Source organism: Nocardia sp. NPDC047654, assembly GCF_043205035.1.
GTDB lineage: Bacteria > Actinomycetota > Actinomycetes > Mycobacteriales > Mycobacteriaceae > Nocardia.
Genome location: NZ_JBIDDF010000006.1, coordinates 226,520 through 241,220, shown reverse-complemented (window position 1 = coordinate 241,220; position 14,701 = coordinate 226,520). Strand labels below are relative to the sequence as shown.

Sequence of the window (14,701 nt, the reverse complement as noted above, 5' to 3'; positions counted from 1 at the left end):
CGATCGTACTTACCCGCGGTCACTCCCGTAGGGCCAGCTCCAGTCGGCTATCTCGGGGATGTCCGCACCGTGTTCCCTGGTCCACGCGCGAGCCGTCCAGCGCGCGTCGACCATCTCCTGCCGCAGTCCGGCGGCGCGCTCACGCAGACTGGGCACCCGATCGATCACGTCCATGACGAGGTGGTATCGGTCCAGGTCGTTGAGCATCACCATGTCGAACGGCGTGGTCGTCGTGCCCCGCTCCTTGTAACCACGGACATGCAGTTCGCCGTGGTTGGTGCGCCGATAGGCCAGCCGGTGCACCAGCCACGGATAGCCGTGGAAGGCGAAGATCACCGGCCGGTCCCGCGTGAACAGCGTGTCGAACTCGCGGTCGGGCAGACCGTGCGGATGCTCGTCCTGCGGTTGCAGCCGCATCAGGTCGACCACGTTGACCACCCGGACGCGCAACTCCGGCAGCCGCTCGCGCAGGATCGCGGCCGCGGCGAGGGTCTCCAGCGTCGGTACGTCGCCCGCGCAGGCGAGCACCACATCCGGTGTGGCGCCCGCCTCGTCCCGGTGGCCCGCCCACGGCCAGATACCGATCCCGCGCGCGCAGTGCTCGGCGGCTTCGGAGACCGACAGCCAGTCGGCCTGGGGCTGCTTGCCCGCGACCACCACGTTCACGTAGTGCCGGGAGCGCAGGCAGTGGTCATAGGTGGACAGCAGCGTGTTGGCGTCCGGCGGCAGGTACACCCGCACGATCGAGGCCTTCTTGTTCAGCACCACGTCCAGGAAACCGGGGTCCTGGTGGGTGAAGCCGTTGTGGTCCTGGCGCCAGACGTGCGAGGACAGCAGATAGTTCAGGCTGGGAATCGGACGCCGCCACGGCACCGCCGAGCTGGCGTCGAGCCATTTGGCGTGCTGGTTGAACATCGCGTCGACGATGTGGATGAAGGCCTCGTAACAGGTGAACACGCCGTGCCTGCCGGTCAGCAGGTAGCCCTCCAGCAAACCCTGGCACATGTGTTCGGACAGCACTTCTATCACCCGGCCGGTGCGGTCGAGTTTCTGGTCCCGGGGGTCGATCTCGGCTTGCCAGTTGCGACCGGTGACCTCGAGGATGTCCTGTAACCGGTTGCTGGCCAGTTCGTCCGGCGCGAAGGTGAGGAAGTTGTCCGGATTGTGCCTGGTGACCTCCCGTAGCCAGCCGCCGAGCACCCGGGTGGCTTCGTGCTCGGTCGCACCCGGCGCGGGCACATCGACGCCGAAGTCGCGCCAGTCCGGCAGGCGCAGGTCGCGCAGCAGCGCGCCGCCGTTGGCGACCGGATTGGCGCTCATCCGCCGATCGCCGCCCGGTACCTGAGCGATCAGTTCCGGCGCCGGTGCGCCGCTGTCGTCGAACAGCTCCTCCGGACGGTAGGAGCGCAGCCACTGCTCCAGGACCGCGCGGTGCCCGGCATCGGTGCGCGCGCCGGGCAACGGCACCTGGTGCGCCCGGAAGGTGCCCTCGACCTGGTCGCCGTCCACCACCGGAGGACAGGTCCAGCCCTTGGGTGTGCGCAGCACGATCATCGGCCAGGTCGGCCGCGCCCCGTCACCGCCGCCGCGCGCGGCGCGCTGGATCCGGTCGATGCGTTCCATGCTCGTGTCCACCGCCGCGGCCATCGCCTGGTGCACCGCCGCGGGATCGTCACCCGCGACGACGATCGGTTCGTAGCCGTATCCGCGCAGCAAGGCGAGCAGTTCCGATTCCGGGATGCGCGCCAGGATGGTCGGATTGGCGATCTTGTACTCGTTCAGCGCCAGGATCGGCAGCACCGCGCCGTCGCGCGCCGGGCTGAGGAACTTGTTCGCGTGCCAGCTCGTGGCCAGCGGTCCCGTCTCCGCCTCGCCGTCGCCGACCACGCAGAACACGGTGAGATCGGGATTGTCCAAGGCGGCGCCGAACGCGTGCAGCAGCGAATAGCCGAGTTCGCCGCCCTCGTGGAAGGAGCCTGGAGTCTCCGGCGCGCAGTGACTCGGCACCCCGCCGGGAAAGGAGAATTGGCCGAACAGCGCGCCCATGCCCGCCGCGTCCTGCGAGATGTGGCCGTAGAGCTCGGAGTATGTGCCCTCCAGCCAGGCGCACGCGTTCGGCCCGGGACCGCCGTGCCCGGGGCCCGCGACGAAGACGGCGTTCAGCCCGCGTTGCCGGATCGCGCGATTGGCGTGCGCCCAGACCAGATTCAGGCCGGGCACCGTGCCGAAATGCCCGAGCAACCTGGGCTTGATGTGCTCGGAGCGCAGCGGCTCGCGCAGCAACGGATTGGCCATCAGATAGATCTGGCCGACCGCGAGATAGTTGGCGGCCCGCCACCACGCGTCGATCGACGCCAGTTCGTCGCGTTCCAACGGACCCGGCACGTCCGCGAGCCGGTAGGGACGCGGGGCGACGGTCCGGCCGCCGGTGCTGCCGACGTTGTCCGCCGAGGTGTCGCCACCTGCGCTCGCCATGTGGGTCATACGCCGACTCTCCTCACGTTCGGGTATCGAGGACAGCGCCGCCACGAGTGACCGCCGTCCCGGTCCTGCAACGGTTGCCGATCGGAATCGACAACGCCGGATGGAGATTCATCGCCAGCCTAGCCGGAGCGGGCTCCCCGCGGCGGTCCGCGCGTGTCGCGGGAAGCTCGCCCCGCCCGGCGCCCGCTCGTGGTCTAGGGTCCGCGGCATGCACATTCTCGGAAGGATCATCGGTATCGGCGCCCTCGCCGCGACGACCATCGCGCTGGCGGCTTGCGGCTCGGACGACGAGCCGACCGCCACGACCGTCTCCGCGACGAGGACTACCGCGGCGGCGGGGCCTTCCCCCGCGCAGCGCCCGGCCACGCAGAGCAAAGGTCGGGAGTGCACCGCCGAGGACATCGGCGTCACCGGTGGCTTCGGCGCCGCGCCCACCATCACCATCCCGGACGACTGCGACCCGCCGAAGCAGTTGATCGTCAAGGACCTCATCGAGGGCAGCGGGCCCGGCGCCGCGGCGGGGCAGCAGCTCACCATGAACTACGCGCTGGTCACCTGGTCGGACAAGAAGACGCTGGACAGTTCGTTCGGTCGCGGCAAGCCGTTCCAGCTCGACCTCGGCGCAGGCCAGGTCATCGACGGCTGGGACCAGGGTCTCGTCGGCGTCCGAGAAGGCTCGCGCAGGTTGTTGATCGTGCCGCCGGAGCTGGGCTACGGCGCGGGCGGGCGGGGCATCGCGCCGTACGAGACGCTGGTCTTCGTCACCGACGCGGTGTCGGTGGGGAAGTGACCGCGGCCCTCGCGGCCCGCGGAGCCACCGCCGGATGCAGGTCCGCTCGGCCGGTCAACTAACCTGGTCGGGATGCGTGGCGTACGCCGCATTCCTCGTCGTCTCGGCCGAGGCCGGGACTCCGGTCCGGATCTGCGCCGGTCGGGGGAGCGCGGTAGCCAGCGTAGGGCCGCCTCATCCGCCGTTCCGACTTCGGAGTGCCGGGGAGGCACCGCACACCGAACGTCAACCAGTACGAACAACGAACAAGGAGCATGTCCGTGAAGAGCACCGTCGAGCAGCTGAGCCCGACCCGGGTCCGGATCAATGTCGAGGTGCCCTTCGAGGAGCTGAAGCCCGATTTCGACCGCGCGTACAAGGCACTGGCCAAGCAGGTCCGTATCCCCGGCTTCCGTCCCGGTAAGGCGCCCGCGAAGCTGCTCGAGGCCCGCCTCGGTCGCGGCGCGATCCTCGAGCAGGTGGTCAACGACGCGCTGCCGGGTCGCTACAGCGAGGCCGTCACCACCTCCGAGGTGAAGGTCATCGGCCAGCCGGAGATCGAGATCACCAAGATCGAGGACGGTCAGGAACTCGCCTTCACCGCCGAGGTCGACGTGCGTCCGGAGATCACCCTGCCGGACTACGAGAGCATCGCGGTGACCGTCGACGCGTTCACCGTCGGCGACGAGGACATCGAGGAGCAGTTGCAGTCGCTGCGCCAGCGCTTCGGCACCCTGAGCGGTGTCGAGCGTCCGGTGCAGGACGGCGACTTCGTCTCCATCGATCTCTCGGCGACCGTGGACGGCCAGGAGGTGGCCGAGGCCGCCACGACCGGCCTGTCCCACGAGGTCGGATCCGGTCAGCTCATCGAGGGCCTGGACGAGGCGCTGGTCGGATTGTCGGCGGGCGAGTCGAAGGAATTCACCTCCACGCTGGTCGCGGGTGAGCACGCGGGCAAGGAGGCGGTCATCACCGTCACGGTGCAGACCGTCAAGGAGCGCGAGCTGCCCGAGGCCGACGACGAGTTCGCCCAGCTGGCCAGTGAATTCGACACGCTGGAAGAGCTGAAGGCCGATCTGCGCAGCCGAGTCGAGCGGGTCAAGAAGGTGCAGCAGGCGGGCGAGATCCGTGACAAGGTGCTGGACACCCTGCTCGAGCAGGTCGAGGTGCCGCTGCCCGACGCCGTGGTGAAGGCCGAGATCGACGCCGTGACCCACGACGCGGTGCACGGCTTCGATCACGACGAGGCCAAGTTCGCCGAGGCGCTCGAGGCGCAGGGCAGCACCCGCGAGGAGTTCGACACCGAGACCAAGGAGGCCGCCGAGAAGTCGGTCAAGACCCAGCTGCTGCTGGACGCGATCGCCGAGGCGGAGGGCACCCAGGTCGGCCAGGACGAGCTCACCGAGCGGATCCTGTTCCAGGCGCAGCGCTACGGCATGTCGCCGGAGCAGTTCATCCAGCAGGTGCAGCAGGCGGGCCAGCTCGGCGCGGTGTTCGCGGACGTGCGTCGCGGCAAGGCGCTGGCGGGCGTGGTCGGCAAGGTGACCGTCACCGACTCCGAGGGCAACACGGTGGACACCGCCGAAATGTTCGGCGCTCCCGCCGATTCCGCGGACGAGGACCAGGCCGTCGAGACGGCCGCTGCGGACGCCGAATAATTTCATGGAATGTCGGCGTGCTCGACGCCCGAGAGGTGCGCTGATTGCGCTGTGAGCGAAGAAAGGGCGGTACCGGGAGTTCGGTGCCGCCCTGCTTCGTTAATGTTTGTGACGACAAGTCGGATGGCCCGCCCGATGGGGTCCGGCATATCCGACCAGTGATGGCTATGTGGCACTCCGCAACGAGCCGGCGAGAGAAGGCAGGTATCCGTGACAATCAACCAGGCAGGGGTCATGACAACCGCGACTGCTGGTCTCAACCTCAGTGATTCGGTGTACGAGCGCCTGCTGCGTGAGCGCATCATCTTCCTGGGCACGCAGGTGGACGACGACATCGCGAACAAGCTGTGCGCGCAGATCCTGTTGCTCTCGGCGGAGGATCCCACCAAGGACATCTCGCTCTACATCAACTCGCCGGGCGGCTCGGTGACGGCGGGCATGGCCATCTACGACACGATGCAGTTCGCCGAGTGCGACATCGCCACCTATGGCATGGGCCTGGCCGCGTCGATGGGGCAGTTCCTGCTCACCGCGGGGACCAAGGGCAAGCGCTACGCGCTGCCGCACGCGCGCATCATGATGCACCAGCCGTCCGCGGGGATCGGCGGCTCCGCGGCCGACATCGCGATCATGGCCGAGCAGTTCGCGCACACCAAGCGTGAGCTGAACGAGCTGCAGGCGCTGCACACCGGCAAGTCGGTCGAGCAGGTCACCACCGACGCCGACCGCGACCGCTGGTTCACCGCGTCCGAAGCCCTGGAGTACGGCTTCATCGACCACGTGATCAGCCACGCGAACCAGGCCAACGGCGCCAAGAAGTAACGCACCGGATCACCCACAGGCCCCCGGACACCTCGAACGTCCGGCCGCCGCACCGACTTTGGAGACGAAGATGGCCAATTCGATCGACCCGCGCGCCGGCCTGTCCGGCATCGCGCCGCAGAGCCCGCAGGCTCGCTACATCCTGCCGTCGTTCATCGAGCACTCGAGCTTCGGCGTCAAGGAGTCCAACCCGTACAACAAGCTGTTCGAGGAGCGCATCATCTTCCTCGGCGTGCAGGTGGACGACGCCTCGGCCAACGACATCATGGCGCAGCTGCTGGTGCTGGAGTCGCTGGACCCCGACCGCGACATCACCATGTACATCAACTCGCCGGGTGGCTCGTTCACCTCGCTGATGGCCATCTACGACACCATGCAGTACGTGCGCGCCGACGTCGCCACGGTCTGCCTGGGCCAGGCCGCCTCGGCCGCTGCGGTGCTGCTCGCCGCGGGCACGCCCGGCAAGCGGGCCTGCCTGCCCAACGCCCGCGTGCTGATCCACCAGCCGTCGCTGGAGGGTGGCATCCAGGGTCAGGTGTCGGACCTGGAGATCCAGGCCGCCGAGATCGAGCGCATGCGTCGCCTGATGGAGACCACGCTCGCGCGGCACACCGGCAAGGACGCCGACACCATCCGCAAGGACACCGACCGTGACAAGATCCTGACGGCCGAGGACGCCAAGGAATACGGGATCATCGACACGGTGTTCGACTACCGCAAGCTCAGCGCGCAGAAATAACGCGCGAATAGTCGTTTCCGGCCCGGCCGGGACGACTTGGGCGAATCGCCGATCCCGGCGGCGGTACGCTCGGAAATCGTTCTATGACAGGGAATTCCGGCCGGGAAGCATGCCATGGGTATGCCGCCCGGCCGGACCGCTTGTCGCGCCGCCGCGGTTCGAGAATGTGTTCGAACCCCGCTGCGGCGCGAGGTGCGGTCCGGAGTGTTCTAATGCCGGTCAGGCGGGCGGTCCGCCTTTCGGCGTCGTGACAACTCGCACAACCCGCGCGAGAAACATGCGCGAGTTGTCGACCTCCGTCCCGAACACCGGGTACGGTCGACCTAGGGACCTTTGCTCCCGGTTGACAGCACTGCCCACCGGCCACGATTCAGTCGATGCGTTTGCGGCTGCGAAAGTGGTGGACAGCTGGCAACCTGGACGGACGGTTGCACGCGGACAAGGAAGTAGGGACCCACGAGATGGCGCGCATCGGAGATGGCGGCGATCTGCTGAAGTGCTCGTTCTGTGGAAAGAGCCAGAAGCAGGTCAAGAAGCTCATTGCGGGACCAGGGGTGTACATCTGCGACGAGTGCATCGATCTCTGCAACGAGATCATCGAGGAGGAACTCGCCGAATCGAGCGAGGTCAAGCTCGATGAGCTGCCCAAGCCTGCCGAGATCCGGGACTTCCTGGAGAACTACGTCATCGGCCAGGACACCGCCAAGCGCACTCTCGCGGTGGCCGTCTACAACCATTACAAGCGCATCCAGGCCGGTGACAAGGGTCGCGACAGCCGCGGCGAGACCGTCGAGCTGGCCAAGTCCAACATCCTGATGCTGGGCCCCACCGGCTGCGGCAAGACCTATCTGGCCCAGACGCTGGCGAAGATGCTGAACGTGCCGTTCGCCATCGCCGACGCCACCGCGCTGACCGAGGCCGGGTACGTCGGCGAGGACGTCGAGAACATCCTGCTGAAGCTGATCCAGGCCGCCGACTACGACGTCAAGCGCGCCGAGACCGGCATCATCTACATCGACGAGGTCGACAAGATCGCCCGCAAGAGCGAGAACCCGTCGATCACCCGCGATGTGTCCGGCGAGGGCGTGCAGCAGGCCCTGCTGAAGATTCTGGAGGGCACCCAGGCGAGCGTGCCGCCCCAGGGTGGGCGCAAGCACCCGCACCAGGAGTTCATCCAGATCGACACCACCAACGTGCTGTTCATCGTCGCGGGCGCTTTCGCGGGCCTGGAGAAGATCATCTCCGACCGCACCGGCCACCGCGGTATCGGCTTCGGCGCCGAGGTGCGGTCCAAGGCCGAGATCGACACGACCGATCACTTCGCGGACGTCATGCCCGAGGATCTGATCAAGTTCGGCCTGATCCCCGAGTTCATCGGCCGTCTGCCGGTGGTCGCCTCGGTGACCAACCTGGACAAGGAATCGCTGGTCAAGATCCTCTCCGAGCCGAAGAACGCACTGGTCAAGCAGTACGTCCGGTTGTTCGAGATGGACGGGGTCGACCTCGAGTTCACCGACGACGCGCTGGAGGCGGTCGCCGATCAGGCGATCCTGCGCGGAACCGGCGCGCGTGGCCTGCGGGCGATCATGGAGGAGGTCCTCCAGCCCGCGATGTACGACATCCCCAGCCGCGACGACGTCGCCAAGGTGGTCGTGAACGCGGACACGGTCAACGACAACGTGCTGCCCACCATCGTGCCGCGCAAGGCGCAGCGGCCGGAGCGCCGGGAGAAGTCGGCGTAATACGGGTGTGGCGGCCCCATCCCGGGGGTACACCTTCGTGAGGGTTGAGCAAACAGCCTAGTTCCGGCGGCCCGGTCTTCCGGAGCGCATCAGCACCCCGCAAGCACCTCCTCGGGAGATTGTTGCGGGCGACAGGACCGAGGTCCTCATGTCGGCAGGCTTGGCCAATCCCACGTACGTTCTCACCGCCGCTCGCAATGCCGATCACCCTGCGGAGCGGCTCAAGATCTCCGTTACGGCCCCGAGTGACCAGGTCACGCTATGCGCCCTTGCGGGCGAGGTCGACTATTACACCGTCGAGGTGTTCCGTCGCAGACTGATCGGTTCACTGGGTACGGCGGCGCCCCTGGTGGTCGTCGATCTCTCCAAAGTCACGTTCTTCGGCGTCGCCGGGCTGTACGTCCTGGTCGACGCGCGGAGCATGCTGACGCAGACCGGTGGCCGGCTACGCCTGGTCACCGGTGCGTGGTGCGTGGACCGGCTGCTGCAGCTGGCCGAGGACCTCGGGCGTTTCGAAACCCGGACGAGTCTCGCCGACGCCGTGCTCGACGCGGCGTGAGGAGCGGCGTCGATCGTTACGATGGGTCATGTTTGCCAACCGGCGCTTGGAGCGCAAGGTCGACGCGTTGCACGTCAAACTCGATCTGATCATGGCCCAGCTCGGCATCGAGGCGCCGGCGTCGGCCGCACCACCGCGCGCCGTTCCGTCGGTCCCGCGGGGTGACGGCATGGCGGAGATCGACGGATTACTGGCGCAGGGCAAGAAGATTCACGCGATCAAGCGGTACCGGGAACTCACCGGGTGCGGGCTCAAAGAGGCCAAGGACGCCGTCGAAAGCCGATACCCGTACTGAACACCGGTGTGGTGGACGAGGGCCGGTCTGCACTCGACGGCTCACGTCCCCCGCCGGCCCTGACTGTCGTTCGCACCCGCCGGACGCCGTGTTCGGTGACGACTCCTGTTGCGCCGCTGACCGATAGATCTAGCTGTGTGCGCCCTGAACCAACGGCGCGCGCAGATTCATCGGGAACTCCGCGTCCGCGCTGGACCGGATGTCCTCCGAAGAGGGTTCCGGCAAGGGGTCGTGGCCGGTCGGGTCGGGCAGGTTCCGCACCTGCTCGGTGGCGTAGCTGATCGCGCGTCCGTATCGGGCGCTCGCGGCGTCGTGGATGAGCAGCGCGACGCCGATCATCACCGGGGCTACTCCGTGCACGGCGGCGTCGAACCACCGCCCCTCGCTCACGTACGGGTAGGTGTTGAGTCCCACGGTGAGCGTCAGCAGGGCGACTTCGGCCGCCGCCACTTGGCTGCGGTTGTCCAGCACGCCCCACTCGGTGACCTTGTTCGTGCCGATCATGATGATGATCAGCGACACGCTGATCATCGCCTCGAGCAGGTAGCTGAACCAGTACAGCGGGTCGGTCGGGCCACCCGGCGCGATGTTGTGCTGGACGTTGACCGCCGACCACAGCATCCCGGCGGCGACCACGCCGGCCAGCGAGCCGAGCGACCACGAACGGTGCCGGTACAGCGACGCCAGCCTGGCATGCGGGCTGGACGCGCGCCGCTGCGCGGCGATGGCCTTGCGCGCCAGCAGCAGGTCTCTGATCTCGGCCTTCTCGATGGCCTCCGAGGTGTTGCGCGCCCGGTCGGACGCCGCGGCGGACGCCTCGGCCTGCTTCCAGCGCTGGTCGCGATCCTGCGTCCGGATGCGTTCGGCCAGTTCGCGTTCCGCGAGCAGTTCCTCCTCCGACAGCGCGCCGGTCAGCGCCGGGTCGAACTGGTAGGCGAGACGGCCGCGGGCCTTCTCGACCCGTCTCGCCAGCCGCGCGACGTCGTCGTCCGAGGTCTGTTCGTCGAGCATGCGGCTCCAAAGGGTTGAGCGGAGGGGAACTCGAGAAACCGAAGACGCCGGCACGGCCTGCCGTTGCGCGAAATTCGCGACGGCAGCTCGTCGACCGCGGCACGGCCAGGCGACGTCAACACCTCCTATTCTTAGTGCATTCCGGGCTTTAACGACAGTCCGGAGTGCCCGCGGCGCCGAAGTGCCAGGTCGCCCCGCGCGTTTCCGCAGCGCCACGGCCGCTTTCACGCCCAGGGCACCCGGCAGGAATCCGTGCTGAAGCCCTGTGCGGTGATCCCGAGTGCCGAATTGAACCGGGCGCGTGAGTTTTCCAGCGCGATGTGATAGCTGAGCTCGACCACGCCCGCTCGGCCGAAGCGCCGCTCCAGGTCGGCGACCTGCTCGTCGGTGGCCGTGGTCGGGGTGGCGGTCATCGCGTCGGCGTAGGCGATGGCGGCGCGCTCGTCGTCGGAGTACAGCGGCGAGGTCGCGTAGTCGGCGATGTGTTCCAGCCGCGCGACGTCCAGTTCGCCCAGGCGCATGAGCATGGCGCCGAAGTCGACGCACCACGAACAACCGATCGTCCACGCCGTGCGGTAGACGGCGATCTCACGGATGACGGCGGGAAGGGCGGTGCTGGCCTTGTCGACCATGGTTTCGTGGACGGCGTTGGCGGCGAGCAGTTTCGGATGGTTGGCGGTGACGGCGAACGGCTCCGGCACTTCCCGGAAGCGGCGCTTTGCCAGCCGGTACAGCAACTTGGTCATCGGGCCGGCCTGCTGCGGGGTGACGGCGGCTATACGGGTGGCGCCCATGTCGATCTCCTTCGATCAGCGGATGTGGTTCCTACTTCTCGGACGAGAGACCGTGCCGGAATGTGATGGGGCCGCGATGTGACGTGGCGCACCCGGCCGCCGCACGACTACTCGGGTTCGACCCGCATGTCCTCCTGACTCCAGTAGGCGCGCATCCCGGTGATCCGGCCTTCCTCGTCGAACTCCATCACGTCGATCGGCGACAGGACGAAACGCTGTCCGCCGACCTTGGTGACGATGGTGAACGGGAACGCGGCCTGATTGCCCGCGATCCTGATGTTCTCCGGCCGCAACTCGGTCTCCCGATCCAGCGCGGCGATCACTTCGTAGAACTCGCGGATGGCAGCGTGGCCGCGCTTGGGCGGGGTGCCGACCGGGTCCTCCACGATCGCGTCGGGCGCGTACAGCGCCACGATGTCCTCGGTCGGGCCGGAGCCGACCAGCTTGACGTACTGCTCGACCACGTCGCGGATCTGCTTGGCCATCGAGTCTCCTCCGAAGTGAAACGTGTTCTAGTTTTTTCAGCCTAGCAAGTTCGCGTGCCCGATTCGATCCCCTCGGGCCCGTCCAGTACGACGATCTGGACGCCGGTGGCGAGCAAATCGGAAGCGGACAGCCCGAACAGGGTGCGGAACGCGTCGCTGAAGTGCGAGGGACTGGCGAATCCGGCCTCGGCCGAGGCCGTGGTGAGGTCCGCGCCTCCGGCGATGGCACGCCCCACGGCGAGCATCCTGGCCCAGAGGCGGTAGCGCCGGAACGAGGTCCCCGTCTGGGCGGCGAACAGGTGCAGGAAGCGCGACTCAGACAGATGTGCGGTCGCGGCGAACCGCGCGGCGGGGAACGTGGCGGCGGGATGTGCGTCGAGGTCGGCGAGCGCCGCCGCGATGCGAACGTCCAGCGGGGGAATCGGCGCCGTACCGGCGAGGTCCGCCAGCGATCCCGGGTCGGGGCGAGCGCTGCCCGATACCGTGACCAGTGCGTCCTCCGCCGCATGGCGCAGCCCGAACTCGTTGTCCCACCGCGTCATTCGCTCGCGGCAGGCGCGAGCGGCAGGCGAACCGGGATCCGAGTAGCAGAACATCATGTGGTCACCGTCGGTGATCACCCGGTGGACCCGGCGCGGCGGCACGAGGGCGCTGCGCACGGAACGTGCGATGCCGTCGGCCGCGAGGGTGAACGGAGCATCGATCCCGACCGCCAGGCAGTCGACCGCGGTCGAATGCGCGTCCAGGCGCAGTGACGGCCCGCGATAGATCGCCCGCCCGGCCCACAGCCAGAGCATCGCGGGCAATGCGTGCGGGGCGTTCGGCATGCCGCCATGCTGGCACGGCTGTGCGGGTGTGACCGTGTTCGGTTGTCGTTCACCGCGGCGGGTACGGGGGATCGCCGTTGATCCCCCTGGTTCGACGTTGAACCGTCTCCGTGCTCGGTGTTCGCTGAGTCTGTCGGGGAAGCCGCCGCCCGTGTTACCGCCGCTGTTCCTTTCGTCCTTTTCGCCCGTCGAGCGTCGGCCGTTCACCGGTTCCGACGGCGCGAACCGGGGAAATTCATCGCTATTTCCGCTGTTCGTGCCCCGGTGTGTCGAGCTTGCGCTCTCGGTGGCGTGCTGTTTACTCGGTCCGGTCAACCAGATGTTCGAGTGACGAGTGGAAGCGGAGGAGACATGGCACTGCCTACCATGACCGCAGAGCAGCGCACCGAGGCGTTGGCCAAGGCGGCTGCGGTCCGCAAGGCGCGCTCCGAACTGATCGGCAAGGTGAAAGAGGGCAAGGTCTCGGTCGCGGACCTGCTGAAGAAGGCCGATTCCGACGAGCTGGTCAAGAAGACCAAGGTGGCCGCGGTGATCAAGGCCCTGCCCGGTGTCGGGCCCGTGAAGGCCGCCAAGCTGATGGACCAGGCGGAGATCCCCGAGGATCGCCGCATCGGTGGTCTCGGCGCGCGTCAGCGCGCGGCACTGCTCGAAGCGCTGAAGGACTGACGGGCGGGGAATTCGGCGGCGCATCCGCGGACGCACCGGATCACGCCCGTGGTGATCTCCCACGGGCGTCCCGCACTCGCAGGCCGACCGGGCCGGTCAACGAGACGGCCGCGTACGGCGGCGCGGGAAACGCACCGTGACCGGCTGCGGATCCGACAAAGGAAGGTCGCCTCGCGGCGGGGCGAAGACGCAGACCGCTCCACCGACCACCAGCAGGAATGCCGCGATCAGGCTGGCAGCGAAGCTCGCCGCGCCCATTTCGGCCGGCTTGTGCAGGACGTGGTACAGAAAATGGGGGACACCGAAGGTCAGCCACCCGATGCCGGCCATCCGGGCCGCCGTCGTCCGGTCGAGGACCAGCGCGGCGATCGTCACCGCGGTCAGCGCCAGGAAGAAGGACCCGACGTCGGCCGCCAAATGATGGTTGTACGGGCCGTCCGCCGCCACCCACCGAATGCCGAACCCCGGAAAACTGGTGTACCAGGAATGCGGCGCCAGGGCGGCCCAGAGGCCGACGACGGCTCCTTGCACCGCCAAGACGGCCAGCACGATCCGCGTGAGCAGCAGGCGGCGGTGCTGCTCGAACCGCATCCGCACCCGCAGGCCCTCGGAGTTCCCCTGCACCGAGATCCGCATCGGTCGCTCCGTTCTCGCCGAACCCGTTTCGGCTCCGTGCAGTCACGGTAAAACGGGTATCCGGCGCGGGCAATAGTGAGTCAGGCCAACAACGAGTCGGCGCCCGGCTCGACCCGAATTCGCTCGGGGACGCTGTAGACGTTCATGGTGTCGCCGCGGAGGAAGCCGACCAGGCAGAGCCCCGCATCGATGGCCAGGTCGACCGCGAGCGAGCTGGGTGCGGAGACCGCGCCGAGCATCGGGATCCCGGCCATGACGGCTTTCTGCACCAGTTCGAACGAGGCGCGCCCGCTCACGATGAGCACCAGATCGTGGGCGGGGACCCGGGATTCGCGCAGTGCCCAGCCGATCACCTTGTCCACCGCGTTGTGCCTGCCGATGTCCTCGCGCACCGCCAGCGGCCGGCCTTCGGCGGTGAACAGGCCCGCCGCGTGCAGGCCGCCGGTGGCGTCGAACACCGACTGCCGGTCACGCAGCATGCCGGGCATGGCGGCCAGTGCGCGGGTGTCCACCGCGGGCACGCCGGGCGGCAAGGGAAACCGGGTGCGAGTGCGGACCTCGTCCAGGGCGGTCTTGCCGCACAGCCCGCAGGCTCCCGTGGTGAGGAAGGAGCGGGTCTGCGCCCGGACCGGAGTGCGCAGGGTGACGTCGAGGACGTTGTAGGTGTTGCGGCCCTGGTCATCGGTGCCCGCGCAATAACGGGCCGCCACGATGTCCTCGGCGGAGCGGATGATGTCCTCGCTCAGCAGGAAGCCGTGCACGAGGTCGATGTCATCGCCGGGGGTGCGCATGGTGACCGTCAGCGACTGGCCGCCGATGCGGATTTCCAGCGGCTCTTCGACAGCGAGGGTGTCCGGGCGCTGGATGTCCGCGTCCGGAGTGATCCGTCGCATCCGGCGGCGGGCGGTGACGCGGCTCATGCGGTGTGCCTCTCGCCCTGCGTGGTTACGCTGCGCTGCCGCCTGCGGGTCTGACCGCTCATGCTGTGTTTGTCGTCGGCATGAGCGGGGCCCTGCGTGGTTACGCTGCGCTGCCGCCTGCGGGTCTGACCGCTCATGCTGTGTTTGTCGTCGGCATGAGCGGGGCCCTGCGTGGTTACGCTGCGCTGCCGCCTGCGGGTCTGACCGCTCATGCTGTGTTTGTCGTCGGCATGAGCGGGGCCCTGCGTGGTTACGCTGCGCTGCCGCCTGCGGGTCTGACCGCTCATGCTGTGT

16 protein-coding genes are annotated in these 14,701 nt (G+C 68.1%); 8 read left to right on the top strand and 8 right to left on the bottom strand.

Features of this window, described 5'->3' with window-relative positions; genetic code table 11:
- Window positions 1–9: 9 nt before the first annotated feature.
- Complete coding sequence (locus tag ACGF7Y_RS19585) at window positions 10–2,484, bottom strand: phosphoketolase (RefSeq protein ID WP_393235676.1); 2,475 nt, start codon at window positions 2,482–2,484, stop codon at window positions 10–12.
- A 208-nt stretch (window positions 2,485–2,692) separates the two neighbouring features.
- Here ACGF7Y_RS19585 and ACGF7Y_RS19580 point away from each other — a divergent pair, with 208 nt between their 5' ends.
- The 7 genes from ACGF7Y_RS19580 (at window position 2,693) to ACGF7Y_RS19550 (ending at window position 9,068) form a co-directional block, all read left to right on the top strand.
- A complete protein-coding gene (locus ACGF7Y_RS19580; RefSeq protein WP_393235674.1) occupies window positions 2,693–3,274 on the top strand; it encodes an FKBP-type peptidyl-prolyl cis-trans isomerase in 582 nt (193 codons plus the stop codon).
- Window positions 3,275–3,534: 260 nt separating this feature from the next.
- The gene (tig, locus tag ACGF7Y_RS19575) at window positions 3,535–4,911 is read left to right on the top strand and encodes a trigger factor (protein WP_393235672.1); all 1,377 of its coding nucleotides are present in this window, start codon (window positions 3,535–3,537) and stop codon (window positions 4,909–4,911) included.
- A 234-nt stretch (window positions 4,912–5,145) separates the two neighbouring features.
- On the top strand, window positions 5,146–5,733 hold the full coding sequence (locus tag ACGF7Y_RS19570; RefSeq protein ID WP_040865480.1) for an ATP-dependent Clp protease proteolytic subunit: 588 nt from the start codon (window positions 5,146–5,148) through the stop codon (window positions 5,731–5,733).
- A gap of 70 nt (window positions 5,734–5,803) precedes the next feature.
- Window positions 5,804–6,472 (top strand): ATP-dependent Clp protease proteolytic subunit, encoded by a 669-nt coding sequence (locus ACGF7Y_RS19565; protein ID WP_040865481.1) that lies wholly within the window; start codon window positions 5,804–5,806, stop codon window positions 6,470–6,472.
- A gap of 461 nt (window positions 6,473–6,933) precedes the next feature.
- The gene (clpX, locus tag ACGF7Y_RS19560) at window positions 6,934–8,214 is read left to right on the top strand and encodes an ATP-dependent Clp protease ATP-binding subunit ClpX (protein WP_040865558.1); all 1,281 of its coding nucleotides are present in this window, start codon (window positions 6,934–6,936) and stop codon (window positions 8,212–8,214) included.
- A gap of 148 nt (window positions 8,215–8,362) precedes the next feature.
- Complete coding sequence (locus tag ACGF7Y_RS19555; protein ID WP_393235670.1) at window positions 8,363–8,773, top strand: STAS domain-containing protein; 411 nt, start codon at window positions 8,363–8,365, stop codon at window positions 8,771–8,773.
- Between the two features lie 28 nt (window positions 8,774–8,801).
- A complete protein-coding gene (locus ACGF7Y_RS19550; RefSeq protein WP_393235668.1) occupies window positions 8,802–9,068 on the top strand; it encodes a ribosomal protein L7/L12 in 267 nt (88 codons plus the stop codon).
- 129 nt (window positions 9,069–9,197) lie between these two features.
- On the opposite strand, the gene ACGF7Y_RS19545 is transcribed toward ACGF7Y_RS19550, so the two are convergent.
- The 4 genes from ACGF7Y_RS19545 to ACGF7Y_RS19530 form a co-directional block, all read right to left on the bottom strand.
- Window positions 9,198–10,079 carry a hypothetical protein gene (locus ACGF7Y_RS19545; RefSeq protein WP_393235666.1) on the bottom strand — a complete coding sequence of 294 codons (882 nt, stop codon included), beginning with the start codon at window positions 10,077–10,079 and terminating at the stop codon, window positions 9,198–9,200.
- Window positions 10,080–10,303: 224 nt separating this feature from the next.
- The gene (locus ACGF7Y_RS19540) at window positions 10,304–10,873 is read right to left on the bottom strand and encodes a carboxymuconolactone decarboxylase family protein (protein WP_393235664.1); all 570 of its coding nucleotides are present in this window, start codon (window positions 10,871–10,873) and stop codon (window positions 10,304–10,306) included.
- A gap of 107 nt (window positions 10,874–10,980) precedes the next feature.
- Window positions 10,981–11,358: a nuclear transport factor 2 family protein gene (locus ACGF7Y_RS19535; RefSeq protein ID WP_391467488.1), complete on the bottom strand. Its 378-nt coding sequence runs from the start codon at window positions 11,356–11,358 to the stop codon at window positions 10,981–10,983.
- Between the two features lie 41 nt (window positions 11,359–11,399).
- Window positions 11,400–12,185, bottom strand: coding sequence for a helix-turn-helix domain-containing protein (locus ACGF7Y_RS19530; RefSeq protein WP_393235662.1), 786 nt, complete (start codon window positions 12,183–12,185; stop codon window positions 11,400–11,402).
- Window positions 12,186–12,536: 351 nt separating this feature from the next.
- Here ACGF7Y_RS19530 and mihF point away from each other — a divergent pair, with 351 nt between their 5' ends.
- Window positions 12,537–12,851 carry an integration host factor, actinobacterial type gene (mihF, locus tag ACGF7Y_RS19525; RefSeq protein ID WP_040865486.1) on the top strand — a complete coding sequence of 105 codons (315 nt, stop codon included), beginning with the start codon at window positions 12,537–12,539 and terminating at the stop codon, window positions 12,849–12,851.
- Window positions 12,852–12,947: 96 nt separating this feature from the next.
- Here the strand turns inward: mihF and ACGF7Y_RS19520 are convergent, their stop codons facing one another.
- The 3 genes from ACGF7Y_RS19520 to ACGF7Y_RS19510 form a co-directional block, all read right to left on the bottom strand.
- Window positions 12,948–13,487 (bottom strand): hypothetical protein, encoded by a 540-nt coding sequence (locus ACGF7Y_RS19520; RefSeq protein ID WP_393235659.1) that lies wholly within the window; start codon window positions 13,485–13,487, stop codon window positions 12,948–12,950.
- A gap of 80 nt (window positions 13,488–13,567) precedes the next feature.
- Window positions 13,568–14,407, bottom strand: a complete 840-nt coding sequence (fdhD, locus tag ACGF7Y_RS19515; RefSeq protein ID WP_393235657.1) for a formate dehydrogenase accessory sulfurtransferase FdhD — start codon at window positions 14,405–14,407, stop codon at window positions 13,568–13,570.
- Window positions 14,404–14,701, bottom strand: a 298-nt coding sequence (locus tag ACGF7Y_RS19510) for a hypothetical protein (protein WP_393235655.1), incomplete at its 5' end; no start/stop codon positions are given. The genes fdhD and ACGF7Y_RS19510, both read right to left, overlap by 4 nt.

Bases quoted from the DNA above. Each gene is read 5' to 3' on its own strand.
- ACGF7Y_RS19585 (WP_393235676.1), bottom strand. From the start codon at position 2,484: ATGACCCACATGGCGAGCGCAGGTGGCGACACCTCGGCGGACAACGTC.
- ACGF7Y_RS19580 (WP_393235674.1), top strand. From the start codon at position 2,693: ATGCACATTCTCGGAAGGATCATCGGTATCGGCGCCCTCGCCGCGACG.
- ACGF7Y_RS19570 (WP_040865480.1), top strand. From the start codon at position 5,146: ATGACAACCGCGACTGCTGGTCTCAACCTCAGTGATTCGGTGTACGAG.
- ACGF7Y_RS19565 (WP_040865481.1), top strand. From the start codon at position 5,804: ATGGCCAATTCGATCGACCCGCGCGCCGGCCTGTCCGGCATCGCGCCG.
- clpX (WP_040865558.1), top strand. From the start codon at position 6,934: ATGGCGCGCATCGGAGATGGCGGCGATCTGCTGAAGTGCTCGTTCTGT.
- ACGF7Y_RS19555 (WP_393235670.1), top strand. From the start codon at position 8,363: ATGTCGGCAGGCTTGGCCAATCCCACGTACGTTCTCACCGCCGCTCGC.
- ACGF7Y_RS19550 (WP_393235668.1), top strand. From the start codon at position 8,802: ATGTTTGCCAACCGGCGCTTGGAGCGCAAGGTCGACGCGTTGCACGTC.
- ACGF7Y_RS19545 (WP_393235666.1), bottom strand. From the start codon at position 10,079: ATGCTCGACGAACAGACCTCGGACGACGACGTCGCGCGGCTGGCGAGA.
- ACGF7Y_RS19540 (WP_393235664.1), bottom strand. From the start codon at position 10,873: ATGGGCGCCACCCGTATAGCCGCCGTCACCCCGCAGCAGGCCGGCCCG.
- ACGF7Y_RS19535 (WP_391467488.1), bottom strand. From the start codon at position 11,358: ATGGCCAAGCAGATCCGCGACGTGGTCGAGCAGTACGTCAAGCTGGTC.
- ACGF7Y_RS19530 (WP_393235662.1), bottom strand. From the start codon at position 12,185: ATGCCGAACGCCCCGCACGCATTGCCCGCGATGCTCTGGCTGTGGGCC.
- mihF (WP_040865486.1), top strand. From the start codon at position 12,537: ATGGCACTGCCTACCATGACCGCAGAGCAGCGCACCGAGGCGTTGGCC.
- ACGF7Y_RS19520 (WP_393235659.1), bottom strand. From the start codon at position 13,487: ATGCGGATCTCGGTGCAGGGGAACTCCGAGGGCCTGCGGGTGCGGATG.
- fdhD (WP_393235657.1), bottom strand. From the start codon at position 14,407: ATGAGCCGCGTCACCGCCCGCCGCCGGATGCGACGGATCACTCCGGAC.